The following is a 22,389-nucleotide window of genomic DNA, read 5'->3' as shown; positions in this document are numbered from 1 at the left end:
GTGCTGGCCACCGTTCCCGGTCTCCGTTCTTGGGTTTCGCCGTATGGGTTTCCAAGTGCACAGCCGCCATGAGGATCTGCCTGTGCCTGGTTGATGTCCAGTCGGCAACGACGAAGTAACCAGGATGTAAGACTTTCCAGGCCGGGCCGGATTCACTGCGTGATCGGGCGATCGTGTCCGAATCCGGTGAGTGACGAGCAGACCGGGAGCCGGGCCCTGCGGACGGAACGCGTCACCGCCCCCCGAACGCAGGACTCCGGCTCCGCGGTGATCGGTCAGCTGTAGTCGGCGGCCAGGGTGGCGAGTCGGTCCAGTCGTTCGAGGGTCTCGTCGCGGGGCTTCGTCGGCAACATGAAGAGGACCCGGTCGACACCGGCCTCGGTGTACTCCTCCAGGTTGGCGGGCTCGTGCCCGGCCGCGTACAGGCTGACCGGAAGTCGCCGCCCAGCTTTCTCGCGCACCTTCTCGATCTTTTCCCCGAGGTTCTCGGTTCCGCCGCGCGGCAACCAGCCGTCGCCGTACTCGGCGACCCGGCCGATCGCCCGTTCGCTCTCACCGCCGACGTAGATCGGGGGATGCGGTTGCTGAACCGGCTTCGGCCAGGAGTGGATCGGGTCGAAGTCGACGTGATCGCCGTGGAACTCGGCCTCGTCCTTGGTCCAGATCTCTCGCATAGCTCGGATCCGCTCATCCATCAGCGCCCCGCGCGTAGTCGGTTCGGTGCCGTGGTTGCGCATCTCCTCCCGGTTCCAGCCGACGCCGATGCCGAGCATGAACCGGCCCGCGGAGATCCGGTCGAGCGTGGCGACCTCCTTGGCCGTGGTGATCGGGTCGCGTTGTGCCATCAAGGCGATACCGGTGGCCACCAGGAGGTTCGACGAGGCACTGGCCGCGGCCGTCAGCGCGAGGAAGGGGTCGAGCGTGCGGTAGTAGATCCGGGGAAGGTTGCCCCCGCCCGGATAGGGCGTTTCGCGGCTGGTGGGGATGTGGGTGTGCTCTGCGATGAACAGCGCATCGAACCCGCGTTCCTCCAGCGCCTTGCCGAGTTCGGCCGGCGCGATGCCCTCGTCGGTGACGAACGTAGAGATGCCGAATTTCATAGTTCTTGGCGCTGTCCTCCCGAAGACGTCGAGGAGGCCGCCTTCCTCCCATCGCGGTGTGCAGCAGGCGTCCGTGTCCAACGTAATGGACGACCGGTTGGTTCGCGCGACTCCGGAACGAAGCCGACCTCCACGTCCCCGGCCGGAGGTCGGCCGCGGTCGTACCGGTTGGTGGCCGGTCTCAGCGGCCTTTCCCGGTGTGCCGGAGCATCGACCGGCGGGGATTCTGCGGCGAACTCGGCGGGGGAGACATCCCCGATGTCGGCGATCTTCTCCCTTGATCGACGGTAGGCTGGGAACTCCTGGGTATTGGTCGCGTGCCGGATGCGGGAAAAGTCGGTGGCGGTTGCCAACCGCGAATGGGGGGCTGGGCGTCGTGCAGGGATGTGACGGTTTCGATCGCATTGCCCGTGACCGCCTGGCCGGGCGACGGGCTGGCGGCCATGGATGAACTGACGACCAAACTGACCGACCTTTACCAGGAGAACTATCGGCAGCTGCTGCGCATCGCCGTTCTGCTGGTCGACGACAGGGCGTCGGCCGAGGACATCGTGCAGGACGCCTACCTGCGGGTCTTCGATTCCCGTTCGAGGCTGCGCGATCCGGACAAGGCGTTGGCGTTCCTGCGTCAAGCGGTGCTCAACCGAGCCCGTTCGATACTCCGCCGTCGCATGGTTGCCAAGCGATACCAGTCCCGCGTGGCCACTCGGGATTCGCAGCCCGACGACACCGGGCGGGGCTTGGACAGGGCGGTGCTCGCCGAGGCGCTGGCGGCCCTTCCGCGACGTCAGCGGGAGGCCGTCGTGCTGCGTTACTACGCAGATTTCAGCGAAGTGCGGACCGCGGAGTTGATGGGTGTGAGCCAGGGTGCGGTGAAGTCCTATTGTTCGCGCGGAGTCGCGCGGCTTTCCGATCTGTTGCGGGAGCGGGTGTGACGGATCGAAACAGCGGGCGGGACGAGGACATCGCGCTCCTGCGCAACCGGCTGAACCAACTGGTCGAGGACGTGGATCCCCCCGGGGACGCACTGCCCCGGTTGCTCTCCGCCACCCGTCGGAGACGGTTGCCGCGCCGCAGGCCGTTGCTCGCGGTCGGTGGCGCGGCGGTCGCGAGTACCGCGGCCTTCCTGCTGGCCCTGCTGGTCTTTCCGGGTGAGCCGAATCGGGGAGCCGAGCCCGTCAGCGTTCTCCCGAACAGCTACGTCGCCGATTCCGGTGGCGGAGTGATCGCGTCGTTCGACGTCGTGACCGGGCAACGGCTCGAAGAGATAGGGCGAGTTTCGGGCGTGGTCACCGGCCCGCTTGCCGCGGACGCGCAGCGGGTTTTCGCGGTGGTCTCGCGCGGAGGGCAACGAGAATTGGTAGAAGTTTCCAGTTCGGACTCGGTGGCCGCGTTGGGGCAAGAAGTTCCGGCCACCGGGTTCGCGGTGGGTGCCGGGCGAGTCGCCTACGCGGACGGAGCCGCGATCGTGATCGCCGGCGGTGGAGCCGAACGGCGCATTCCCGTTCCGGGCGGACAGCGCGTCGTCGACATGGCACTCGATTCGAGCGGGCGGCTCGCGGTGCTGGCCACCGACTCAACCGACTCCACCTCCACTGACTCCACCGGCGAGCCGGGGAGTTCGAAGTCCGGGCGGACCGCCATCCACGTGGTCGAACCGGACGCCGCGTCCGCGAACCGGCAGGCGATCCGGACCGGTGGTGAATGCGGGCCGGTCGCCATCGCGTGGTCTGACGGCGAAATCGCCACCGCGCAACCCGTCGACTGCGATTCCACGCGGGTCCGCATCGCGACCGTCGACCGGGAGAGTGGCGCGCAGGTCGGTGCCGGGGTGCCGTTCGAAACCGGCAGGCTGGAAGCCGACCAGGTGCAGCTGTCGACCGACCGGCTCGGCCGGTTCCTGCTGGCCACCTCCGACACCCGGCAGTGGCTCGTCGACGGTGCCGACGTCGTCGAGGCCCCATCGCCCTGCGATGCCGGGGACGGCTGCGCGGCGGTGCCGGGCAGCTTCTGGGGATGAGTCGGGCGGCTTCTACGCGGCTTTCGCCGCGACACCCGGCCGACCGGGCCGATCGGTCCCGCACGTGTGCCAAGCTCCGTTGCGAAGAACGAGCCGAGGGAGTGGGAAGACACGTCCCGGAGGCGAGAAATCCGGTCGCGCGCACCGAGCCCGACGAAGAGAATGCGCGCGGCGACGACCGTGAACGGTGGGGTGCGGGTGCGGCAACGAGAACTGGCGCGGCTCTGCCGGGTCGCCGTTGACCGGAGCGGTGTGCACTGCGTGTTCACCTTCGCGGTGTCGATCTGGGTCGCGGTGTGGATAGCCGGGCGGTTCACGGGAATCGAGAACGAGCCTTCTCCGCTGACGTTGCTCGTCGAAGTGGGCGGCAAGTTCGGCGTGGACGGACAGCCGTGGGCGGATCAGATCGCCCGGGAGTGGAGCGGGATCGGAGGTCTCACCGCTGCGGCGGGTGGTTTGCTCTGGGCATGTGCGAGTGAGCGCGGCCAGGCACCGGCGGTGTTCGGTTGGGTCGCGGTCATGCTCGCGTCCGAGGACGTGGGCTATCGGCCCGCGGTGCTGACCGCGTTCGCGGTCCTGGTCGGTTTTCCCGTCCTGTTGTGGGTGATTGCCCTGTTCGGTGGGCAATTCGTGGATCGGCGCGCGAAGCTGTTGCCCACGGACGTGGTGCGCGCCGGTGTGACCGCGGCGACGCTGTCGGCGATCGTGCCGGTGTTCGCCTTCGGCGTCTGTCTGACCAGGTTGTTCCGGCCGTACCTCACGCGGGCACCTCGACCGGTCCCGGACTCCGGCTGCGGGCATCCCGGACACGTCCGCTCGCGCGGCTGAGCCGAGGAGCAGGTGATCCGGTCAGGAACGGGAGAATCCGGGTGGTGAGGCCGGGGGACCGGAGTCGTCAAGAGTTCAACCGCATACCCCGTTCGGCCAGGGCACGCAACCGGACGTCATCGGGGGTGGAAGATTCGTCCGCCCACACCGCTTGCACCACCCGGATTCGGTTTCCCCGCTGCCGGACGGTGAACGCGGCGTCGTCGAAGCTCTCGGGAGCTCGTTCCCACTCGTGGCCATCGGCGACGAGGTCGTTGAATCCGCCGGAACCAGCGGTCCCCAGAAGTTCGTGCAGTTCTCCCGAGCTCGACGCGTCGGGCAGCTCGACATCGGTGACGGCGACCGCGGCGGACTTGCCCACGACCTCCGTGCCGAACACCGACCGGTCCAGCGAGCGGCAGGTGTGTTCCCGGAGCCACGCCCGCACATCGCCGAAGGAGTGTCGGGCGCAGTCGGTGCTGTGGTCGGTGCCGCGCGGCACGAACGCGACTCCGTCGATGCGCTGCGCGTTCTCGGCGGCTTCGGAATCATCGCCCCAGCCGCCCGCTAGCAGCAGCGCCGCGACGATTCCGCAGGTCAACAGGATTGCGGCGGGTAGCGCCAGCAGCTTTGCCCTGCGCGGGAACCGACGGGGCGAAGACCGAGGGAACGGTGCGCCGGATGGTGCCGGCGTCGGATCGGTGATCTTGGTGATGAGCATCGTGTCAGCGGCCGCCATGTCGGGGGCGACGGAGTCCGGAAAACCTTCGGCGGTGAGCTCGGCGACACTGACCCCGGCTTGCTCGTCGAGCACCCGCAGCAAGCGTTGGGTCGGTTCGACCGCGCAGGCATGCTCGTAGGTGGCGAGTTCGCGAGCGCCGGCGAGCAGGGAGGTGGTGGACGGGAAGAGAACCCGGACGCCGCGGTGCAGGTCGCTGGTCGGCTGGGTCACCTGCCCGACGTAGGGCCCGACCGCGACGATGGTGGTGACCGGTAGCGGTTCGATGTTCCGGGATTGCAGGCTCCGTGCGAGCGCGGATGCCGATTGCAGCGCCTCGAAAGCGGGGTTCACGGCGCCTTCCGCTCGAACGAGTGGCCAACCGTCGACGGTCCACGGGGTCCGCAGCGGAGCTTCGAGTTTGCTCGCGGGTTCGGGCAGGTCGACGCCGACGATGACGATGATTCCGCGGGGCAGCACCATCACCGCGTCGAGCGGTTGCCGGCTGCCCGGCGGCGTGCAACCGAATACCGTGACACCCCCGAGAACTCCGCTGCCTTCTCCCCAAGCCCGCAGCGCCGCACGAATGTCGGTACCGACCTTGGTCGGCTCCGGGCCGAGCCGTACCAGCCGCATGACGTTCTCCATCCACCGTTCACACTTTCGAGAAGAACGGTAGCCGGAAGTCCGAGCCGGCGTTGCCCCCTCCACCCCTAACCCATTCGGGTGTTATCCCCGTCGGGCCGCTCTGGGGGCGTTGCAACCTTCGCCTGCGCCCACGACCAGTGAGGACAGTCTCGAACTGCGACGACCGTTCGTGATGCCGTTCCTGCACGGGTATCACCGCGTCTCCCTCGAAAGTGGTGCGTGGGCGAACGTTCACCAGCTTCTTGTGGCGCGCACGTGCACATGCAATGCAGAATGACGCGGCAACCAGGTGATCAACCTGGTCAGCGCCGATGCTGCGACACGAGGTCGTAGGGGAAGACGTCCCTCGTCCAACAGCGGAGGTCAGTAGTGAACACCCGTGGCCCAACGACCGGTGTCGTCTACGTCCACTCCTCGCCGTCTGCGGTCTGTCCGCACGTGGAGTGGGCGATCTCCGGCGCGCTCGGAAACAGAACCGAACTCCGCTGGACGGCACAACCAGCAGCCCCCGGTCAGCTGCGCGCCGAATGCAACTGGTCGGCCGACCCAGGAACCGGCGCACGACTGGTCACCGCGCTGCGCGCGTGGCCCATGCTGCGCTTCGAGGTCACCGAAGATGCCAGTCCGGGCGTCGACGGTCAGCGGTTCTGCCACGTGCCGGGCCTCGGCTTATGGCGCGCGTGCACCAGCGCGAACGGCGACATCGTGGTTGGCGAGGACCAGCTGCGGAGCCTGGCAGCCAACAGCAAGGGAGCCGATTCGTTCAGTCACCGGGTAGAACACCTCCTCGGCGCGGCTTGGGACGAGGAGCTGGAGTCCTTTCGCCGTGCCGGTGACGGTGCGCCGGTCAGCTGGCTGCACCGGGTCGGCTGAGACTGCCCGGGTCGGCTGAGACTGCCCGGGTCGGCTAAGACTGGACCGGGGCTCCGCTTCGGCATCTGACGTCAAGCCGATCAGGTCCTGTGGGAGGCTCGTGGTGTGCCCTCGAATCGCTCCACCGGACCTTCGGGCAACCCATGGTTGAAATGGGGTGTACCGCTCGTCGTCCTCGTGCTCATCGCCGCTGTGTTGAGTGGTTTGGCGTGGCGTCTGGTCTACGAGAACGAGCCTGCTGCCCCCACGCCTCCCGGCGTCGCACCGACCCGGACCGAATCCGCGGACACGCCTCCCGGCGGTGTGGGGCTGACCCCGGACGCTCGTGCCCATCCTGATCACGACACCGTTCGCTGGGTGCTCCAGACCCACTTCAACGCGATCAACTTCCGCCGCTACGACACCTGGAAGACCACGGTCGTCGAAGCCAAGCAGCAGGAGATGCCGGAAGAAAAGTGGCGCCGCGAGTACGCCACGACCAAGGACAGCGACTTCCTGGTTCACCGGATCGAATCAGGTGCGGACGACTCGTTGCGAGTGCTGCTGACCTTCACCAGTCGCCAAGCGCCGGAGAACTCCCCGGACAAGCGCTCGCCGTGCCTTCAATGGCGGGTCGTCTACCCGCTGGTGCAGGAAGCGGGCGGGATGCGGTTGGACACCGGCAGCCTCCCCGGAAGCTTCCGGTACACCCGGTGCTGACCGTTTCGTCGCATCCGCCGAACGCGGAAGGCCACCCCGCGAACGCGAGGTGGCCTCCGGAGAATCCGAGCTGTGCGGTGCATCCGGGACATCCGGTCTAGCCGTCCGCCCTGGATGCGCGGGGTGCTGTCACCCCGGCACCCTCACAGCGGGATGTTGCCGTGCCCTCCGCGTCCGGCAGGGGCCGCGGCGAGAGCTTCCGCGATTCGCCTGCGGGTCTGCGAGGGCTCGATGACCTCGTCGACCACGCCGACGGACATCGCCCGGCCGACCCCACCGGCGGTCTGCTCGTGCTCTTCGACCAGCTTGTCCTGCAGGGCTTCCCGCTCCTCCTCCGGCGCCGCGGCCAACGCCTTGCGGTGCAGGACGCCGACGGCGGCCTTGGCGCCCATGACCGCGACCTCGGCCTCTGGCCAGGCGAAGACCGTCGTCGCGCCCAACGAGCGGGCGTTCATGGCGATGTAGGCACCGCCGTAGGACTTGCGGGTGACCAGGGTGACCCTCGGAACGACGGCTTCACCGAACGCGTGCAGCAACTTCGCTCCGCGCCGTACGACACCGCCCCACTCCTGTCCGAGCCCCGGGAGATAGCCGGGAACGTCGACCATGACCAGCAGCGGAACACCGAAGGAATCGCACATCCGCACGAACCGCGCGGCCTTCTCCGCCGACAGCGAGTCGAGACAACCGCCCTTGCGCAGCGGGTTGTTCGCGATCACACCGACGGTGCGGCCGCCGAGCCTGCCCAGGCCGACCACGATGTTCGGGGCCCACTTCGCCTGGATCTCCTCGAACGTACTGCCGCCGGCGTCGCTGTCCAGCATTCCCCGGATCACCGGCTTGACGTCGTAGGCCCGCTCCGGTCGATCGGGCAGCAGCGCGCGGAGATCCGGCTCGTCCTGCACCGAATGCAGGTCGAACAGTCCCGGCTTGGCGAACAACCCGGAGAAGCGCCGCGCCCGAGCGTAGGCGTCCGCCTCGTCCGCGGCGACCACGTGCACGACACCCGACTTCTTGCCGTGCGCCTCGGCGCCGCCCAGGCCTTCCTGGTCGATCTCCTCACCGGTCACGCTGCGGACCACGTCCGGTCCGGTGACGAACACGCGCCCTGCCGGGGCCATGATCACGACGTCGGTCAACGCCGGACCGTAGGCCGCGCCGCCGGCGGCGGGGCCTACGACCACGGAGATCTGCGGTACCCGACCGGAGGCGCGGATCATCGCGGCGAAGACGTTCCCGACCGCGTCCAGGGCTTCGACCCCTTCGGCGAGCCGGGCGCCTCCCGAGTGCCACACACCGATGACCGGGCACCCGTCCCGCACCGCCGTGTCGATGGCCTGCACGATGTGTTGGCACCCTTCGCCGCCCATCGCACCGCCCATCTTGGTGCCGTCGGTGCAGTACGCCACGACCTGCACACCGTCGATGTGTCCGCGGACCGCCAGCGCACCGCTGCTGTCCGGCGTGTGCAGCGGCTCCATCGAGTCGTCGTCGAGCAGTTGAGCGAGACGCAGCTCCGGGTCGCGCGGATCCTGCTTTTCCTGCTCGCGCTCGCCGCGGGTGGCCAGTGCGGTCATCGATTCCTCCGGAATGGTGCGGGTTGCCGACCGGTCATGCCTGGGTGAAGGCGAGTGCCACGTTGTGCCCACCGAATCCGAACGCGTCGTTGATCGCGGCGGTGTGCTCGACATGCCTGGGCTTGTCGGTCACCACGTCGAGCTCGACCTTCGGATCGACGGTGTCCAGATTCCGGGTCGCCGGAATCAGACCGTTGTACAGCGACAGGATCGTCGCGATGCTCTCGACGGCCCCGGCGCCACCGACGAGATGTCCCAGCGCACCCTTCGGTGCCGTGAGTGCGACCTCGTCACCGAGCGCCTTGCGCACCGAGTTGGCCTCGCCCACGTCACCCACCACGGTCGATGTCGCGTGCGCGTTGACGTGCCCGATGTCGGATGCCGACAGTTCGCCGGTGCGCACGGCCTTGTTGATCGCGTTGATCTGGCCGAGGCCGTCCGGATGGCTACCGGTGATGTGGTACGCGTCGGAGGTGATGCCGATCCCGGCGAGGCGACCGTAAACACGGGCTCCACGCGCCTTGGCGTGCTCGGCGCTTTCCAGCACCACCACACCCGCGCCTTCGCCCATGACGAACCCGTCGCGGTCCACGTCGAACGGACGGGAAGCCAGTTCGGGCTCGTCGTTGCGGGTACTCAGCGTGCGGGCCTGGGTGAACCCGGCGATCGTGACCGGGTGGATGCACGATTCGGCACCACCGGCCACCACCACGTCGGCCAGACCGGCCCGGATCATCTCCCAGCCCTTGGCGAGACCTTCCGCCCCGGACGCGCACGCCGAAGCCGGCGAATGCGCCCCGGCACGGGCGCGCAGGTCGAGGCTGACGTGCGCGGCAGGGCCGTTGGGCATCAGCATCGGCACGGTCAGCGGCGAGACCTTGCGCACCCCGCCGTCCTCCAACAGGTCATCCTGCTGCAGGAGCGTGAGCGGACCGCCGATGCCGGTACCGATCGAAACCCCGAGCCGATCCGGATCGACCGAATCCGATTCCTCGTCGTCGGTGGGCAGCTCGTACCCGGCATCGCTCCATGCTTGGCGCGCGGCGATCACGGCGATCTGTTCGCAGCGATCCATGCGGCGCAGCTGGACGCGAGGCAGGACCTCGCTCGGTTCCACCGCTAGCGGGGCACCGATCTTGGCCGGGAGGTCGTAGCGGTCGACCCATTCGGCTTCGAGCCTGCGCGCACCGCTGTGGCCGTTGATCAGTCCATCCCAGGTGGACGCGACGTCACCGCCCAGCGGTGTCGTCGCGCCCAGCCCGGTGATGACGACATCAGTCGTGGTCATGCGTTCTTGACGATGTAGTCCACCGCATCGCCGACGGTCTTGAGGTTGGCCAACTGGTCGTCGGGGATCTTGACCCCGAACTTGTCCTCCGCCTGCACGGCGATCTCGACCATCGACAACGAGTCGATGTCCAGGTCGTCCACGAAGGACTTGTCGATGGTCACGTCGTCCGCGTCGACACCCGCGACCTCCTCGACGATGGTGGCGAGGCCCTTGGCAATCTCCTCGTTCGACACGATGGTTCCTTCCTTTTGCGGTTTCTCATCGCGGGAAGTGCCCGCGATAGCTCGGGAATCGTCCGGTGATCCGCTCACGGGCAGATCACCACCTGGCCGGCGTAGGACAAGCCTGCCCCGAAACCGACCAGCAGCAGCACATCGCCGCTCGAGATCTCGCCCGCCGACCGCATGTGGTCGAGGGCCAGTGGGATGGAGGCGGCGGAGGTGTTGCCGGAATGCACGATGTCACGTGCGAGCACGAGGTCCTCACGGGCGCCCTGCGTGCGCAGCTTCTTGGCGATGGCCTCGACGATGCGGAGGTTGGCCTGGTGTGCGACCAGAGCATCCACGTCGGACAGTTGGAGACCGGCGAGCTCCACCGCTCGCGCGGCGACCGGGGCGATCTGCGTGGTCGCCCACCGGAAGACGGACTGGCCTTCCTGGTAGATGTACTTGTTGTCGCGCAGGTAGATCGTGTCGACGAGGTCACCGGCGCTGCCCAGCGAAGCCGGTCCGATGCCGGGCTCGTCGGCCGGACCGACCACGGTGGCGCCGGCGCCGTCGGCGAAGATGATGCAGTTCGCGCGGTCCTCCCAGTCCAGCCACTCCTGGAACCGTTCGGCACCGATGACCAGGACACGGCGAGCCGATCCGGCGCGCACCATGTCGGAGGCCGTGCCGAGCGCGTAGCAGAACCCGGCGCAGGCGGCGTTGACGTCGAACGCCCCGGATGCGCTGATGCCGATCCGGTCGGCGACCTGCGCGGCGGCGTTCGGGATGGGTGCGGGCATGGTGCAGGTGGCGATGATGACCTGGTCGATGTCGGACGGAGCCAGGCCCGCGTCCGCGATCGCCTTCGAGCCGGCTTCGACCGCCATGTTCACCACGGTCTGGTCGTCCTCGCCGAGACGGCGGCTGACGATCCCGACTCGCTGCTGAATCCACTCGTCGTTGGTGTCGACGGTCTCGGCGATCTCGTGGTTGGTGACCACCCGGTTGCCCTGGGTGCTGCCGAAACCGAGAAGCTTGGTGGCCGCGGGGCCGGTGGCCAGCTTCATCGTGGGTGGGTTGGTCACGCGTCGCTCCCGGAGTCGGCCAGAACGTCGACGGCCTTGTCCAGGTCGTCAGGGGTTTTCAACGCCACCGCATTGGTGCCCTTGAGCTCGCGCCGAACCAGCCCGGAGAGCGTTCCCGCCGGTGGCAGCTCGACGACGGTGCGCACTCCCCGTTCGGCGAGTGCGCTCATGCAGCTGTCCCAGCGAACGGACCGGGTCACCTGGTTGATCAGACGCTGGAGGACATCGTCGGCAGTGCTCGCGACGGCGCCGTCGGCGTTGGACAGCAGCGGCAGTTCGGCGTCCACGGCCGCGATGTCGGCGGCGTGCTTGGCGAGTGCCTCCCGCGCTGGGGCCATGAAGCGGGTGTGGAACGCGCCCGCGACCGGTAGCGGGCGTACCCGGGTGCCCTCGGGGGGCTGCGCGGCGAGTTCTTCGAGTGCGGGCAGGCGTCCGGCTGCCACGAGCTGACCGGCGCCGTTGCGGTTGGCGGGGTCGAGGCCGAGGTGTTCGACGTGCTTGACGACCTGTTCCGGGTCGCCGCCCATCACTGCCGACATGCCGGTGGGTTCGAGAGCGCAGGCCGCGGCCATCTCCCGGCCGCGCACGGCTGCCAGCGAGACCGCGTCGTCGAAGGTCAGCGACCCTGCGATCGCGGCGGCGGCGAGCTCACCCACCGAATGCCCGGCGACGGGCGTGCCTGCCGGGAGGTCGATCCGGTTACGGAGCTGTTCGGCCGCGATCAGCGACAGCGCCACCACCAGCGGTTGGGTGACGGCGGTGTCCTTGATTTCGTCCGCGTCAGCCGTCGTGCCGAGGCGGACCAGGTCGAGGCCGATGCTCTCGGACCATGAGGACAGACGCTGCTCAACGCCGTCTAGTTCGAGCCAGGGTCGGAGCATGCCGGGGGTTTGGGCCCCCTGTCCGGGAGCAAGAAGCGCGATCACGCTTGCAACTCAACACCCCACGGCATGGTCGCAGTGATGCTGACAGAAACGAAGTACGCGGCCCAAAATTGTGGAGTGTCTACAACGCGCCCGTTGCCCTGCGTCGACAGCGGGTGAGTCCCCCCGGTGGTTACCGAGCGGTTCACTGTGCGATCAACACAAGTTGTCCAGGAGCGACGCCGATCGAGTGCACGCATCGGGGAGATGCTCGGGCTTCGAACCATCCGGGTTCCGAATATCTCGAGCACGCTCGGTTCGCTGCGCGGTTCGCTGTCCTATTCGAGCCAAATACGGCCGCTGAGCGATTTCGATGCCGGGACGGTCCGCACGAAACCGCACGGTTCCGCCCCGGCGGGGCGTTACGGCAGGCAGGGCAGCTGGCGGGTCACCACAATCCGCGCGCTTTCGCCAGCCGCCCGACCGCCAGGCCGACTCGCAGCACCATCGCGTCCCGCGCGTTCGAAGGCGTACGCCCGGTCAGTTCGGTGATGCGGCGCAATCGGTAGCGAACGGTGTTCGGATGCACGTACAGCTGCCGCGCGCAGTTCTCCAGCACCCCGCCGACCTCCAAATAGGCGTCGATCGTCTCGAGCAACGCACCGCCCGCATCGACCAGCGGCAGCACGATGCGCTCCACCAGCTGGCGTTCGGACTCGGGATCACCGGCGAGCGCGCGCTCCGGCAAGAGGTCCCCGGCGTGCACCGGGCGGGGAGCCGTCGGCCACGCGACCACGGCGCGCAACCCGGACATCGCATCAGCGGCGGAGCGGTGCGCCTCGGCGAGGCTCGGTGTGGTCGGCCCTACGACGACCGGCCCGTCGGCGAACGCCTCCGTCAGCCGGGTGGCGGTCTGGTGGTGCTCCCGGTCGTCGGGCGGACCACCGAACACCACCACCAGCCGCGTGCCCTGCACCCCGAGCAGGACCGGCCGGCCTGCTCGGGCGGCCCGGCGGCGCACCTCGTAGACGATGGTGCGGGGGTCGTCCGACGGCGCGCTGCCCACCAGCACCGTCGCCTCGGACGAGGGCTCCCATCCCAGCGCGGCCGCGCGCGAGAGCAGGGACTCCTCGGGATCGCCACGCACGATCCCATCCACGACCAGAGCCTCCAGCCGCGCGTCCCAGGCGCCGCGCGATTCGGCCGCCGCGGCGTACGAGTTCGCGGCGGCGAACGCGATCTCCCGCGTGTACCGCAGGATCGCCTCCGTCAGCAGCTTGTGCTCCTGCTCGCCGTCGGCGAGCTCCGGTAGCCGCTGCTCGAACACGTCGATGGCCGCCCGAACCATCTCCAGGGTCTGCCGCAGGCTCACCCAGCGGGACAGGTCTTGCGGGGCGAGTCGGAAGGCTTCGGCGGTCAACCGGATCGCCTCGGTCGGGTCCTGCAACCAGGACACGAAGTTGGCCACCCCGGTCTGCGTCACCAGCAGGATGCTGGCTCGCTGGTCGGCGGGCAGGCGCTGGAACCACGGCAGCTGCTCCTCCATGGCGTTCACGCTCGCCGTAGCAAGCCCGCCCGAGGCGCGTTCGAGGTTGCGCAAAGTGGCAGTGGACAACTGCCCGTGCGCGCGGGGGGTCTGCCCACCCGCACTTTCGGTACCCATGCCAACAGACTCGCACGTGCGCACCGATCTTCCGGAGGGGCGGCACGTGACGACCGCGACACGCTCCGCGCGGTTCCGTACCCACCCGCTCCGAGCCGCCGTGCGGGAGCCGCGCGGGGAGTGCGGCCGCGCACGGTCGCGGGCGGGCGAATCCGCGATTTCACGCGGTTGGGCTGTGGATCAGCGAACGCGATCGCGACACCATGAGGAAGCGTCGGCACCACGTGAAGCGTCGACGGCCCGACGAAGAGGTGATCGGTATGGCGCTGCCCTTGGTTTGGCTCGCGGACGTGCTGCGCGCGGCGGGGCTCGCGGTGGTGGAAACACCTGGCTGGCGTGAACGCACCGCCGATTCCGGACCGCAACCCGAACCGGTCGGCGTGCTCGAGCACCACACGGCCGCCACGGCCTCGTACGAGGACCCCGCGCCCAGCGTGCAACTGTGCATCGACGGTCGTTCCGATCTCGCGGGGCCGCTCTGCCACGCCGTGATCGGCTTCGACGGCGTGGTGCACCTGATCGCCGCCGGGCGGGCCAACCACGCGGGTCGGGCGACGGCTTCCGGGCCGGTTCCCAGTGGGGACGGCAACGTCCTCTATGTCGGCTTCGAGTGGGACTACCAGGGCGTGGCGCAGGGGCCGAGCCCCGAGCAGTACGTCGCGGCCCGGCGAGCGACCGCCGCCGTGCTGGCGCATCTGGGGAGTCCGCACGACGCCGCTCGCGGTCACCGCGAAACCAGCGTCACCGGCAAACAGGATCCGGGACACGTGGACCTCGAACGGTTCCGCGCCGAGCTCGCGAACAGGGATGAGGAGACCGAGATGACACCGGAGCAGGACGCGATTCTGCGGCGGATCGAGAACGAACTCCTCGGCCCGCGCGGTCCGCAAGGCGAGATTCTGGGCTGGGGTACGGAGCTGGGGCCCCGCACGATCGTCGCGATGCTGGTCGACCTGGTCAACGGTCTGCTCGCGGGAGAACAGCAACCTGGGCAGAAGCAGGTGGACGGGCAAGCGGACGGGCAGGATCCTGGTGCCGGGCAGGATCGCGGTGCCGGGCAGCCGGTCGAGCCGGAGCAGATCAAGGCCGCTTTCGCCGCGCTGACCCCCGAGCGAGGAGCTCCGCTGCTCGCGGAACTCGTGCGCATCCAGCAAGAACGGCAGCTGTCACCGGAAGAGCAGGCGAAAGCCGTGTCGCCGAACTGACGGTCGGCCCCTTGGGCCTCGCCGATTTGGCGGTGCCGGTCGCGGCGGCACATGCATGGTGTGGCCTTCGGAGTGGCGGCGCATGCGGTTGCGGTCCCTGGCGGGTTGCTCGCCCGAGACGGCCGGCAGCGAGATGGGCCGGCAGCGAGATAGGCCAGTCGTGAGATGGGCCAGCCACGATGCAGGCCGTTCAGCGGCGGATCAGTTGTACGGTGCCGCGACTCGCCGTTCCGCTCGCGAATCCCGTAATCGCAATAACCGGTTCACCAGAGCGGGGTGTTCGGCGAGCGCGTCCGGATGATCCAGGAGACGGTTGAGCCGCTGGTAGTAGCGCACCGGGGAGAGCCCGAAACGTTCTTGGATGACCCGTTCCTTGTTGCCCGCGTAGCGCCACCACTCGCCTTCGAAGCTGAGGATGGCGTGATCGGTTTCGTTCACCGGTCACCTCCTCGTCGGCTGCTGTTCGAGTCGCAGCCCGATCAAGTTTACCGGCGTGGGCACGCGTGTTCGATAGACCGTTTCGGCGACGATCATCACTGTGGCCGCGATCACATCCGGTGGCCCGGTTGGCCGCGGCGATTCTGGCAGCCACCCAGGAAGTCACCGACCGGCGGGTGACCGCAAGCCCGCGTCGACAACGTGGAGCGCGCGGAGAAGCGCGGACGCTCGGACCTGCTCGTGCCGCAGAACACAGGTATCGCCGCAGCAGGCGGGCGTCGACACGAGTGCGCTCACCCGAACCAGGACGGAGACGGTCGGGGAGGGACCGGTTCGGGGCTCGCGCGGTGTGCACGAGCCCCGAACCCGACATCAGGCGTCGCCGGGGTCGCTCGTCTGCGGACCGGCGGCCCGCACGTCGTCGATCCGGTACTTGCGGGCGGCCTCGGACACCTTCGAAGCGTCGACAGCGCCGGTGCGGGCTAGCGTCGACAGCGTCGCCACCACAGTCGATTCCGCATCGACCAGGAACACCCGGCGGGCCGCCGGACGCGTGTCGGAGAAACCGAACCCGTCGGCACCCAGGCTGAGCATCTCACCGGGCACCCACGGGCGGATCAGATCCGGCACGGCACGCATCCAGTCGCTGACCGCCACCACCGGTCCGTCCGACTCCGACAACACCCGCGTCACGTACGGGACCCGCTGTTCGGCGTCCGGATGCAGCAGGTTGTGGCGGTCGGCCGCCTCGGCCTCCCGGCGGAGCTCGGTCCAGGACGTCGCCGACCACACATCGGCGCGCACGCCCCAGTCATCGGCGAGCAGCTCCTGGGCGCGCAACGCCTCGGGCATGGTCACCCCGGAGGTGAGGATCTTCGTCCGCGGACCCGAATCCCCGGACGCGGGGCGATACCGGTACAAGCCGCGCAGCAGGCCGTCCACGTCGAGGTCTTCCGGCTCGGCGGGCTGCTGGTAGGGCTCGTTGTAGACGGTCAGGTAGTAGAAGACGTTCTCGGCGTCGTCGCCGTACATCCGGCGCAGACCGTCCTTGACGATGTGCGCCACCTCGAACGCCCAGCTCGGGTCGTAGCTGACCGCCGCCGGGTTCGAGGCGGCGAGCAGCATCGAATGGCCGTCCGCGTGCTGCAGTCCCTCGCCGACCAGCGTCGTCCGGCCCGCCGTGGCGCCCAGGGCGAATCCCCGCGCCATCTGGTCGCCGGCGGCCCAGAAGCTGTCGCCGGTGCGCTGGAACCCGAACATCGAGTAGAAGATGTAGATCGGGATCATCGGTTCGCCGTGGGTGGCGTAGCTGGTGCCCGCGGCGGTGAACGTCGCGACCGATCCCGCTTCGTCGATCCCCTCGTGCAGGATCTGCCCCTGCTCGCTCTCTCGGTAGGCCAGCATCAGCTGGTAGTCCACCGGCGTGTAGGACTGCCCGTCGGGGTTGTAGATCTTCTGCGACGGGAACATCGAGTCCATCCCGAACGTGCGGGCCTCGTCCGGGATGATCGGCACGAGACGCGATCCGATCTCCGGGTCCTTGGCCAGGTCCTTGATCAGCCGGACGAACGCCATCGTGGTGGCGACTTCCTGCTTGCCGGATCCGCGCCGGATCACGTCGTAGACCTTGTCGCCGGGCAGGACCAACGCCTTCGACTTCGTGCGCCGCTCGGGCAGCCAGCCGCCCAACCGCGTACGACGCTCCTGCAAGTACTCGATCTCGGGAGCCTCCTGGCCGGGGTGGTAGTACGGGGGCCGATACGGGTCCTCTTCCAACTGCTCGTCCGAGATCGGCACGCGCAGGCTGTCCCGGAACAACTTGAGGTCGTCCAGGGTCATCTTCTTCATCTGGTGGGTGGCGTTGCGGCCTTCGAAGTGCGGTCCGAGCCCGTAGCCCTTGATCGTCTTCGCGAGGATGACGGTCGGCTGCCCGTGGTGCTCGGTCGCGGCCTTGTACGCGGCGTGGACCTTGCGGTAGTCGTGGCCGCCGCGGCGCAGCGCCCACACCTCGTCGTCGGTCAGGTCCTTGACCATGTCCTTGGTGCGCGGGTCGCGGCCGAAGAAGTGCTCCCGGACGTAGGCGCCGTCGTTGGCCTTGTAGGTCTGGAAGTCACCGTCCGGCGTGTTGTTCATCAGGTTCACGAGCGCGCCATCGCGGTCGGCGTGCAGCAGCGAGTCCCACTCGCGGCCCCACACCACCTTGATCACGTTCCAGCCCGCGCCGCGGAAGAACGATTCCAGCTCCTGGACGATCTTGCCGTTGCCGCGGACCGGCCCGTCGAGCTGCTGCAGGTTGCAGTTGATCACGAAGGTGAGGTTGTCCAGGGCTTCGTTGGCCGCCACTTGCAGCAGCCCCCGCGACTCCGGCTCGTTCATCTCGCCGTCGCCCAGAAACGCCCAGACCTGTTGTTGGCTGGTGTCCTTGATGCCGCGATCGTGCAAGTACCGGTTGAACCGCGCCTGGAAGATCGCGTTCATCGGGCCGAGGCCCATCGAGACGGTCGGGAACTCCCAGAAGTCCGGCATCAGGCGCGGGTGCGGGTAGGACGGCAGCCCGCCACCCGGACCCGCGTGGGAGTACTCCTGGCGGAACCCGTCGAGCTGGTCGGTGCTCAACCGGCCCTCGAGGAAGGCTCGCGCGTAGATGCCGGGGGAGGCGTGGCCCTGGATGTAGAGGTGGTCACCGCCGCCGGGATGGTCCTTGCCGCGGAAGAACCAGTTGAACCCCACTTCGTAGAGGCTGGCCGAGGACGCGAACGAGGAGATGTGACCGCCGACGCCGATGCCCGGCCGTTGCGCCCGGTGCACCATCATCGCGGCGTTCCAGCGCATCCACGCCCGGTACCGGCGCTCGGTTTCCTCGTCGCCGGGGAACCACGGTTCGAGTTCGGTGGGGATCGTGTTGACGTAGTCCGTGCTGGTCAGTGATGGCACGCCGACGCCGCCCTCACGTGCCCGTTGCAGCATGCGCAGCATCAGGTACCGCGCGCGCTGCTGGCCGGAGTTGGCGAGCATCGAGTCGAATGACTGCAACCACTCTTCGGTCTCCTCCGGATCGATGTCCGGGAGATGCGAGGCGAGTCCGTCGCGAATGACCCGCACCCGTTGTGTCGGTTTGGGTCCGCCGTCGTTGTTGAGGGGGGACAAAGAGACTCCTCGACTACGTGCTGTAGCGGGCGTCGGGTGAGACGCCCGTCACTGTCCATCATCCCTCATCATTCCCCCGGATGCGCGCATCGTCACCACTACCGGCTGGTATGCCCGTATCTTGTATCCACTAGGAGCGTTTAGAGTCGGACCACCAGCAACGCTTTCGGCGTGTCTTGTCGTCAGCAGTTGCGCCGGTGGCGGTCGGCAGTGTTCGCTATCGGCCAGACCTGAAAACTCGAGTGCGGTGCCTGGATTGGTGCCGCACCGGTCCCTTTGGAGGAGTGAGAACGCCGTGGTCGCCGCGGGAGACGCCGGCAAAGGCGCAGTCGACGTCGCCGAGAGGCTCGACATCGAGCCGGAAATGGTTATTCAGGAGATCGGTTGGGACGAGGACGTCGATGACGGCCTCCGTGCCGCGGTCGAGGAACGCTGTGGAAGTGAGCTCCTCGACGAGGACGCCGATGAAGTGGTTGATGCCGTGCTGCTGTGGTGGCGCGACGACGACGGCGACCTGACGGACACCCTTCTCGATGTCATGACGCCGCTGGACGATGATGGCGTGATCTGGGTCCTGACCCCGAAGACGGGTCGCCCTGGTTACGTCGAACCGAGTGACATCGCCGAAGCAGCATCGACATCCAACCTTGCCCAGACCTCGAACGCCAGCCTCGGGGAGAACTGGATGGGCACCCGGTTGGCTTACCGGAAGGCCAAGTCGAAGCGCTGACAACTCGTCATGGTCCCGGTGGTGGGTCTGTGGATCCACCACCGGGACCACGTGCGCGTGATCCGGTAAGTTCGATGTTGGACCAGAAACCCAGGCTGAACAGAAGGGTGCGAGATGACGCTCGCGGTCGGTGCTGAGGCGCCGGACTTCACATTGCCGGACTACAACAAGGAACAGGTTTCCCTGTCCGACTTCCGGGGCAAGAAGAACGTGCTCCTGGTTTTCTACCCGTTCGCCTTCAGCGGTGTCTGCCAGGGCGAGCTGTGCCAGGTGCGGGACGACCTCGCGGACTTCCAGAACGACGACGTTCAGGTGATCGGCGTTTCGGTCGACACCCCGTTCTCGCTCAAGGCTTGGGCGAACGAACAGGGATACACCTTCCCGCTGGTGTCGGACTTCTGGCCGCACGGTGAGACCGCCAAGGCCTACGGGGTCTTCAACGAGAAGGCGGGCATGGCCAACCGGGGCACTTTCCTGATCGACAGGGAGGGTAAAGTTCGCTTCGCGGAAGCCAACGAGCCCGGCGAGGCTCGCGACCAGGGTGCATGGAAGAAGGCTCTGGCCGAACTCTCCGCATGACACTTGGGTGATCGGCCGCCTCCCGGCGGTGGTCGGTCACCACCGGGGCGCATAGCTCAGCGGAAGAGCACTTGCCTTACAAGCAAGGGGTCGCTGGTTCGAACCCAGCTGCGCCCACCGAAAGAAACGCAGGTCAAAGGGGTGGCGCCGTTCGTGGTGCCACCCCTTTTACCGTGCTGAGTGACTGACTGCGCGACCGTGCCTCGCGGCGCTGCTTCTCTTCGGCATGGGGTCTCCCCGGTTCCGAGGTCAGCCGGTCAGGTCTGCGCTGGCTGAGTTCGGGTCGGTGCCAGGAAGTCGGTGTGCCAAGCACTACGGGTCGGCGCTGATCTGGAATACAGAGGCGAGTTGGAGCCCGCCGCCGGGAGAATCAGGCAGCGAGGACGACCGCGCTGGTGTCCGGCACAGGAGGCCATGTGCGGATGAGTATCCGGGAGTTCGCAGCTCACCTCGGTGTCAGCGAGCGCATGATCTCCAAGTGGGAGGCGGGTAAGGGCGACATTCGGCCGCGGCCGATCAACCAAGCCGCGCTGGATACCTGCCTGAATCGGAGCGACTCAGACACTTGGGCGCGCTTCTCCCACCTCACCAACGGTTCGCTCGTGTCCGGTGCGGCCGGTGAGGGCGCGAGCCTCGAACCGATCGGGAGCAGCGAGGTCCGGCATCCTTCGGACGGCAGCCCGATGGTCAAGGTCGACGGAAGCGTTTTCCAGTCGGGGCCGAGCAATGAGCCGGTGTGGCTTCCGGCGTTCTACATCGATGTTCATCCGGTGAGCAACGCGGAGTACGCCCGGTTCGTGGCGGCGACGGGACATACTCCGCCGCAGCACTGGACCGATGGCCAGTACCCGCAGGAACTTGAATGGTGCTCGACCGAGTCGACTCCGGGCCGACACGAGCTGAAGGGCGGAGCCTGGACGAGTCCGTTCGACCGGGCCACACCATCGTCGTTCAACGACGCGGCGGAGACGATGTGCGATGACGACACCGGATTCCGGTGCGCGGTCGCTGCCGATGCCCTGGAGAAGCTGCTCTGAGTCCAGCGCGCGTCGAGAGGTTCGTGCGTTCCGGGCGTTGAGCGTGTCGACGACGCGCAACCGCTCCAGGGCGCCCGGCACCACTCTCGGAAGGCTTCGAAGCTGGTGAAGCTGGTGACGTTCACAGCTCGATGTGGCTGTGCGTCGGTGATCTCGCCCGCCATCCGTCGCACGTATTCGACGGGGCCCGAGGCACCGTACCTCTCGGAGAGGAGCACTCATGGGCACGATGAGCGACTGGCGCGACGTGAAACTGGCCCGGACCAACACCGAGTTGAGCGCGGCCTCGCAGGCCGCGCTGCAGCGAGTGCGGCAGGCCGCAGGCCAGGCGTCGCGCACGCGCTGAGGTGCTCTGCAAGTGGGGCTGGCCGGGTCCTGGCCAGCCCCACACCTGTCTGGAAAGGGATTCCACGACTCTAGACCTTTGCTGCGAAACTGGCCCACCTGATCAAGACCGTGCACCCCCCGGATCGGGGGTCGTACAGCTACCGCGAGATCGAAGCGGGGATCAAAGACCATCCCGGCGCGATGACCGCGGCCTACGTGCAGCAGCTCGCCAACGGCAAGCAGCCCAACCCGCGCAAGCACTACATCGAAGCCCTGGCGACGTTCTTCGGCGTGCCGCCGAGCTACTTCTTCGATGACGAGGTGACCCGGCAGGTCGACGCCGAGATCAGCGACGTGATCGACTGGCGCGACACCGGAGCCGGCGAGATCGCCCAGCGCATCAACACGCTGAGCCCGGAGCACCGCAACGCGGTGTCCACGATGATCGACAACCTCGCCGACTACGAACACCAGGGCCGCAGCCGCCGCCGGCGCAAGCGCTCGTCCAGGACCAGCGAAGACGCATGAGACGATGATCTTCGGGAGATCCGAACCGGGGGTCGTGCCGCGGTGCCTGCGGTTAGTACCCTTCAGCGTGGCCGAAGAGCTACAGGGGTTGAGCGTGACGGTGGAGTGGACCGAACTCCGCGCACGCTGCGAACCCCGCGTCGAGCACCTGCTGCGGACGATCGGCCTGCCGAATCCGTGGGACATCAACGAGTTCTGCGACCGACTGGAACGCCACCGCGGCCGCGACATCGACCTCGTGCCGGTGCGCTGGACCGTCGTGCGCTGGACCGTCGGCGAGAGCACCGGTGCCTGGCAGCGCCGCGACGATTACGACATCATCGGCTACGCCGAGAACACCAGCTCGGTGCATCAGGACCACATCATTCTGCACGAGATCGGGCACGTGATCTCCGAGCACCGCGGCCGCTGCGTCCTCTCGGTGCAGGAAGCCCAGCAGCGCGCCCCCCACTTGGCGCCGGCCGCGTTCGCCCACCTCCTCGACCGGGTGTCGGTCGAGGCCGAAGAACACGAGGCCGAAACCATCGCGACCATGATCCTTGCGCGCATCGCCCGGCAGAGTCGACGCGGCGCGAACGCAAGCTCGACGCGCGCACCTCGGCAGCGCTGAACCGGGTGACCGCCACCTTCGACGACCTGTAGATCCGACACGAGATACTTCCCGGCAATGGGAAGCATGTTGATGTGGCTCGCCGGTGTGATCGCCGTGTCCTCGGCGGGGCTGCGCCTCTATCGGGCGCGGCGGCGCCTGACCCCCGGAGTGATCTACCTCTGCGCAGCCGTGGCAGCCGTGGGCTGCTCGGCCGCGCTCGCGGCACCGCTGACCGTGGAGCTGCTGATACCGGTGG

General features: G+C 68.0%; 21 protein-coding genes and 1 tRNA gene. 12 read left to right on the top strand and 10 right to left on the bottom strand.

The features are described 5' to 3' along the window. Positions 1-275: 275 nt before the first annotated feature. The gene (locus tag ACYVAN_RS20755) at positions 276-1,100 is read right to left on the bottom strand and encodes an LLM class F420-dependent oxidoreductase (RefSeq protein ID WP_460962138.1); all 825 of its coding nucleotides are present in this window, start codon (positions 1,098-1,100) and stop codon (positions 276-278) included. A 386-nt stretch (positions 1,101-1,486) separates the two neighbouring features. Between ACYVAN_RS20755 and ACYVAN_RS20750 the strand changes: the two genes are divergently transcribed. The 3 genes from ACYVAN_RS20750 to ACYVAN_RS20740 all read left to right on the top strand — a co-directional run bounded on the left by ACYVAN_RS20750 (position 1,487) and on the right by ACYVAN_RS20740 (position 3,948). Continuing rightward, on the top strand, positions 1,487-2,035 hold the full coding sequence (locus tag ACYVAN_RS20750; protein ID WP_460962136.1) for a SigE family RNA polymerase sigma factor: 549 nt from the start codon (positions 1,487-1,489) through the stop codon (positions 2,033-2,035). Continuing rightward, a complete protein-coding gene (locus ACYVAN_RS20745) occupies positions 2,032-3,120 on the top strand; it encodes a hypothetical protein (protein ID WP_460962134.1) in 1,089 nt (362 codons plus the stop codon). Before ACYVAN_RS20750 ends, ACYVAN_RS20745 begins: the two co-directional genes overlap by 4 nt. 162 nt (positions 3,121-3,282) lie before the next feature. Continuing rightward, on the top strand, positions 3,283-3,948 hold the full coding sequence (locus tag ACYVAN_RS20740; RefSeq protein ID WP_460962132.1) for a hypothetical protein: 666 nt from the start codon (positions 3,283-3,285) through the stop codon (positions 3,946-3,948). Between the two features lie 67 nt (positions 3,949-4,015). Here ACYVAN_RS20740 and ACYVAN_RS20735 read toward each other — a convergent pair whose 3' ends face one another. Further along, positions 4,016-5,281, bottom strand: coding sequence for a hypothetical protein (locus ACYVAN_RS20735; RefSeq protein WP_460962131.1), 1,266 nt, complete (start codon positions 5,279-5,281; stop codon positions 4,016-4,018). Positions 5,282-5,662: 381 nt separating this feature from the next. On the opposite strand from ACYVAN_RS20735, the gene ACYVAN_RS20730 reads away from it, so the two are divergent. Together ACYVAN_RS20730 and ACYVAN_RS20725 are read left to right on the top strand one after the other, a co-directional pair. Next, the gene (locus ACYVAN_RS20730; RefSeq protein WP_460962129.1) at positions 5,663-6,166 is read left to right on the top strand and encodes a DUF3145 domain-containing protein; all 504 of its coding nucleotides are present in this window, start codon (positions 5,663-5,665) and stop codon (positions 6,164-6,166) included. 105 nt (positions 6,167-6,271) lie between these two features. Further along, entirely contained in the window at positions 6,272-6,865 is a 594-nt protein-coding gene (locus ACYVAN_RS20725; protein ID WP_460962127.1) for a hypothetical protein, read from the top strand. 143 nt (positions 6,866-7,008) lie between these two features. On the opposite strand, the gene ACYVAN_RS20720 is transcribed toward ACYVAN_RS20725, so the two are convergent. The 6 genes from ACYVAN_RS20720 to ACYVAN_RS20695 all read right to left on the bottom strand — a co-directional run bounded on the left by ACYVAN_RS20720 (position 7,009) and on the right by ACYVAN_RS20695 (position 13,550). After that, positions 7,009-8,442, bottom strand: a complete 1,434-nt coding sequence (locus ACYVAN_RS20720) for an acyl-CoA carboxylase subunit beta (RefSeq protein ID WP_460962125.1) — start codon at positions 8,440-8,442, stop codon at positions 7,009-7,011. A gap of 34 nt (positions 8,443-8,476) precedes the next feature. Then, positions 8,477-9,730 (bottom strand): beta-ketoacyl-[acyl-carrier-protein] synthase family protein, encoded by a 1,254-nt coding sequence (locus ACYVAN_RS20715; RefSeq protein WP_460962123.1) that lies wholly within the window; start codon positions 9,728-9,730, stop codon positions 8,477-8,479. Then, positions 9,727-9,966, bottom strand: coding sequence for an acyl carrier protein (locus ACYVAN_RS20710; RefSeq protein WP_460962121.1), 240 nt, complete (start codon positions 9,964-9,966; stop codon positions 9,727-9,729). Before ACYVAN_RS20710 ends, ACYVAN_RS20715 begins: the two co-directional genes overlap by 4 nt. A 74-nt stretch (positions 9,967-10,040) precedes the next feature. Continuing rightward, on the bottom strand, positions 10,041-11,024 hold the full coding sequence (locus ACYVAN_RS20705) for a beta-ketoacyl-ACP synthase III (protein WP_460962119.1): 984 nt from the start codon (positions 11,022-11,024) through the stop codon (positions 10,041-10,043). Further along, positions 11,021-11,950 (bottom strand): ACP S-malonyltransferase, encoded by a 930-nt coding sequence (locus ACYVAN_RS20700; protein ID WP_460962117.1) that lies wholly within the window; start codon positions 11,948-11,950, stop codon positions 11,021-11,023. Before ACYVAN_RS20700 ends, ACYVAN_RS20705 begins: the two co-directional genes overlap by 4 nt. Positions 11,951-12,335: 385 nt before the next feature. Next, on the bottom strand, positions 12,336-13,550 hold the full coding sequence (locus tag ACYVAN_RS20695; protein WP_460962115.1) for a PucR family transcriptional regulator: 1,215 nt from the start codon (positions 13,548-13,550) through the stop codon (positions 12,336-12,338). Positions 13,551-13,774: 224 nt separating this feature from the next. On the opposite strand from ACYVAN_RS20695, the gene ACYVAN_RS20690 reads away from it, so the two are divergent. Beyond that, complete coding sequence (locus ACYVAN_RS20690) at positions 13,775-14,755, top strand: peptidoglycan recognition protein family protein (RefSeq protein WP_460962114.1); 981 nt, start codon at positions 13,775-13,777, stop codon at positions 14,753-14,755. Positions 14,756-14,956: 201 nt separating this feature from the next. Here the strand turns inward: ACYVAN_RS20690 and ACYVAN_RS20685 are convergent, their stop codons facing one another. Beyond that, the gene (locus ACYVAN_RS20685; protein WP_460962112.1) at positions 14,957-15,193 is read right to left on the bottom strand and encodes a DUF3263 domain-containing protein; all 237 of its coding nucleotides are present in this window, start codon (positions 15,191-15,193) and stop codon (positions 14,957-14,959) included. A 372-nt stretch (positions 15,194-15,565) separates the two neighbouring features. After that, positions 15,566-18,340: a pyruvate dehydrogenase (acetyl-transferring), homodimeric type gene (aceE, locus tag ACYVAN_RS20680; protein WP_460962110.1), complete on the bottom strand. Its 2,775-nt coding sequence runs from the start codon at positions 18,338-18,340 to the stop codon at positions 15,566-15,568. 295 nt (positions 18,341-18,635) lie between these two features. On the opposite strand from aceE, the gene ACYVAN_RS20675 reads away from it, so the two are divergent. From ACYVAN_RS20675 to ACYVAN_RS20650, 6 genes are all read left to right on the top strand, one after another. After that, on the top strand, positions 18,636-19,070 hold the full coding sequence (locus tag ACYVAN_RS20675; protein WP_460962108.1) for a DUF3052 domain-containing protein: 435 nt from the start codon (positions 18,636-18,638) through the stop codon (positions 19,068-19,070). Positions 19,071-19,184: 114 nt separating this feature from the next. Then, on the top strand, positions 19,185-19,649 hold the full coding sequence (locus ACYVAN_RS20670; protein ID WP_460962106.1) for a peroxiredoxin: 465 nt from the start codon (positions 19,185-19,187) through the stop codon (positions 19,647-19,649). A gap of 45 nt (positions 19,650-19,694) precedes the next feature. Next, positions 19,695-19,766: transfer RNA gene (locus ACYVAN_RS20665), tRNA-Val, on the top strand. 305 nt (positions 19,767-20,071) lie between these two features. Next, entirely contained in the window at positions 20,072-20,686 is a 615-nt protein-coding gene (locus ACYVAN_RS20660; RefSeq protein ID WP_460962105.1) for a helix-turn-helix domain-containing protein, read from the top strand. Positions 20,687-21,142: 456 nt separating this feature from the next. Beyond that, the gene (locus ACYVAN_RS20655) at positions 21,143-21,541 is read left to right on the top strand and encodes a helix-turn-helix domain-containing protein (protein ID WP_460962103.1); all 399 of its coding nucleotides are present in this window, start codon (positions 21,143-21,145) and stop codon (positions 21,539-21,541) included. Between the two features lie 67 nt (positions 21,542-21,608). Further along, complete coding sequence (locus tag ACYVAN_RS20650; protein WP_460962101.1) at positions 21,609-22,151, top strand: hypothetical protein; 543 nt, start codon at positions 21,609-21,611, stop codon at positions 22,149-22,151. Positions 22,152-22,389: the final 238 nt, after the last annotated feature.

The sequence above is a fragment of the Parasphingorhabdus pacifica genome (assembly GCF_054779195.1).
Note: the sequence above shows the minus strand (reverse complement) of the source record. Positions and strands in the feature narration are given on the sequence as shown.

What these genes read in the sequence shown, in the direction of transcription:
- ACYVAN_RS20695 (WP_460962115.1), bottom strand. Translation starts at nt 13,550, where the DNA reads ATGGGTACCGAAAGTGCGGGTGGGCAGACCCCCCGCGCGCACGGGCAG.
- ACYVAN_RS20755 (WP_460962138.1), bottom strand. Translation starts at nt 1,100, where the DNA reads ATGAAATTCGGCATCTCTACGTTCGTCACCGACGAGGGCATCGCGCCG.
- ACYVAN_RS20670 (WP_460962106.1), top strand. Translation starts at nt 19,185, where the DNA reads ATGACGCTCGCGGTCGGTGCTGAGGCGCCGGACTTCACATTGCCGGAC.
- ACYVAN_RS20715 (WP_460962123.1), bottom strand. Translation starts at nt 9,730, where the DNA reads ATGACCACGACTGATGTCGTCATCACCGGGCTGGGCGCGACGACACCG.
- ACYVAN_RS20740 (WP_460962132.1), top strand. Translation starts at nt 3,283, where the DNA reads ATGCGCGCGGCGACGACCGTGAACGGTGGGGTGCGGGTGCGGCAACGA.
- ACYVAN_RS20735 (WP_460962131.1), bottom strand. Translation starts at nt 5,281, where the DNA reads ATGCGGCTGGTACGGCTCGGCCCGGAGCCGACCAAGGTCGGTACCGAC.
- ACYVAN_RS20720 (WP_460962125.1), bottom strand. Translation starts at nt 8,442, where the DNA reads ATGACCGCACTGGCCACCCGCGGCGAGCGCGAGCAGGAAAAGCAGGAT.
- ACYVAN_RS20660 (WP_460962105.1), top strand. Translation starts at nt 20,072, where the DNA reads ATGAGTATCCGGGAGTTCGCAGCTCACCTCGGTGTCAGCGAGCGCATG.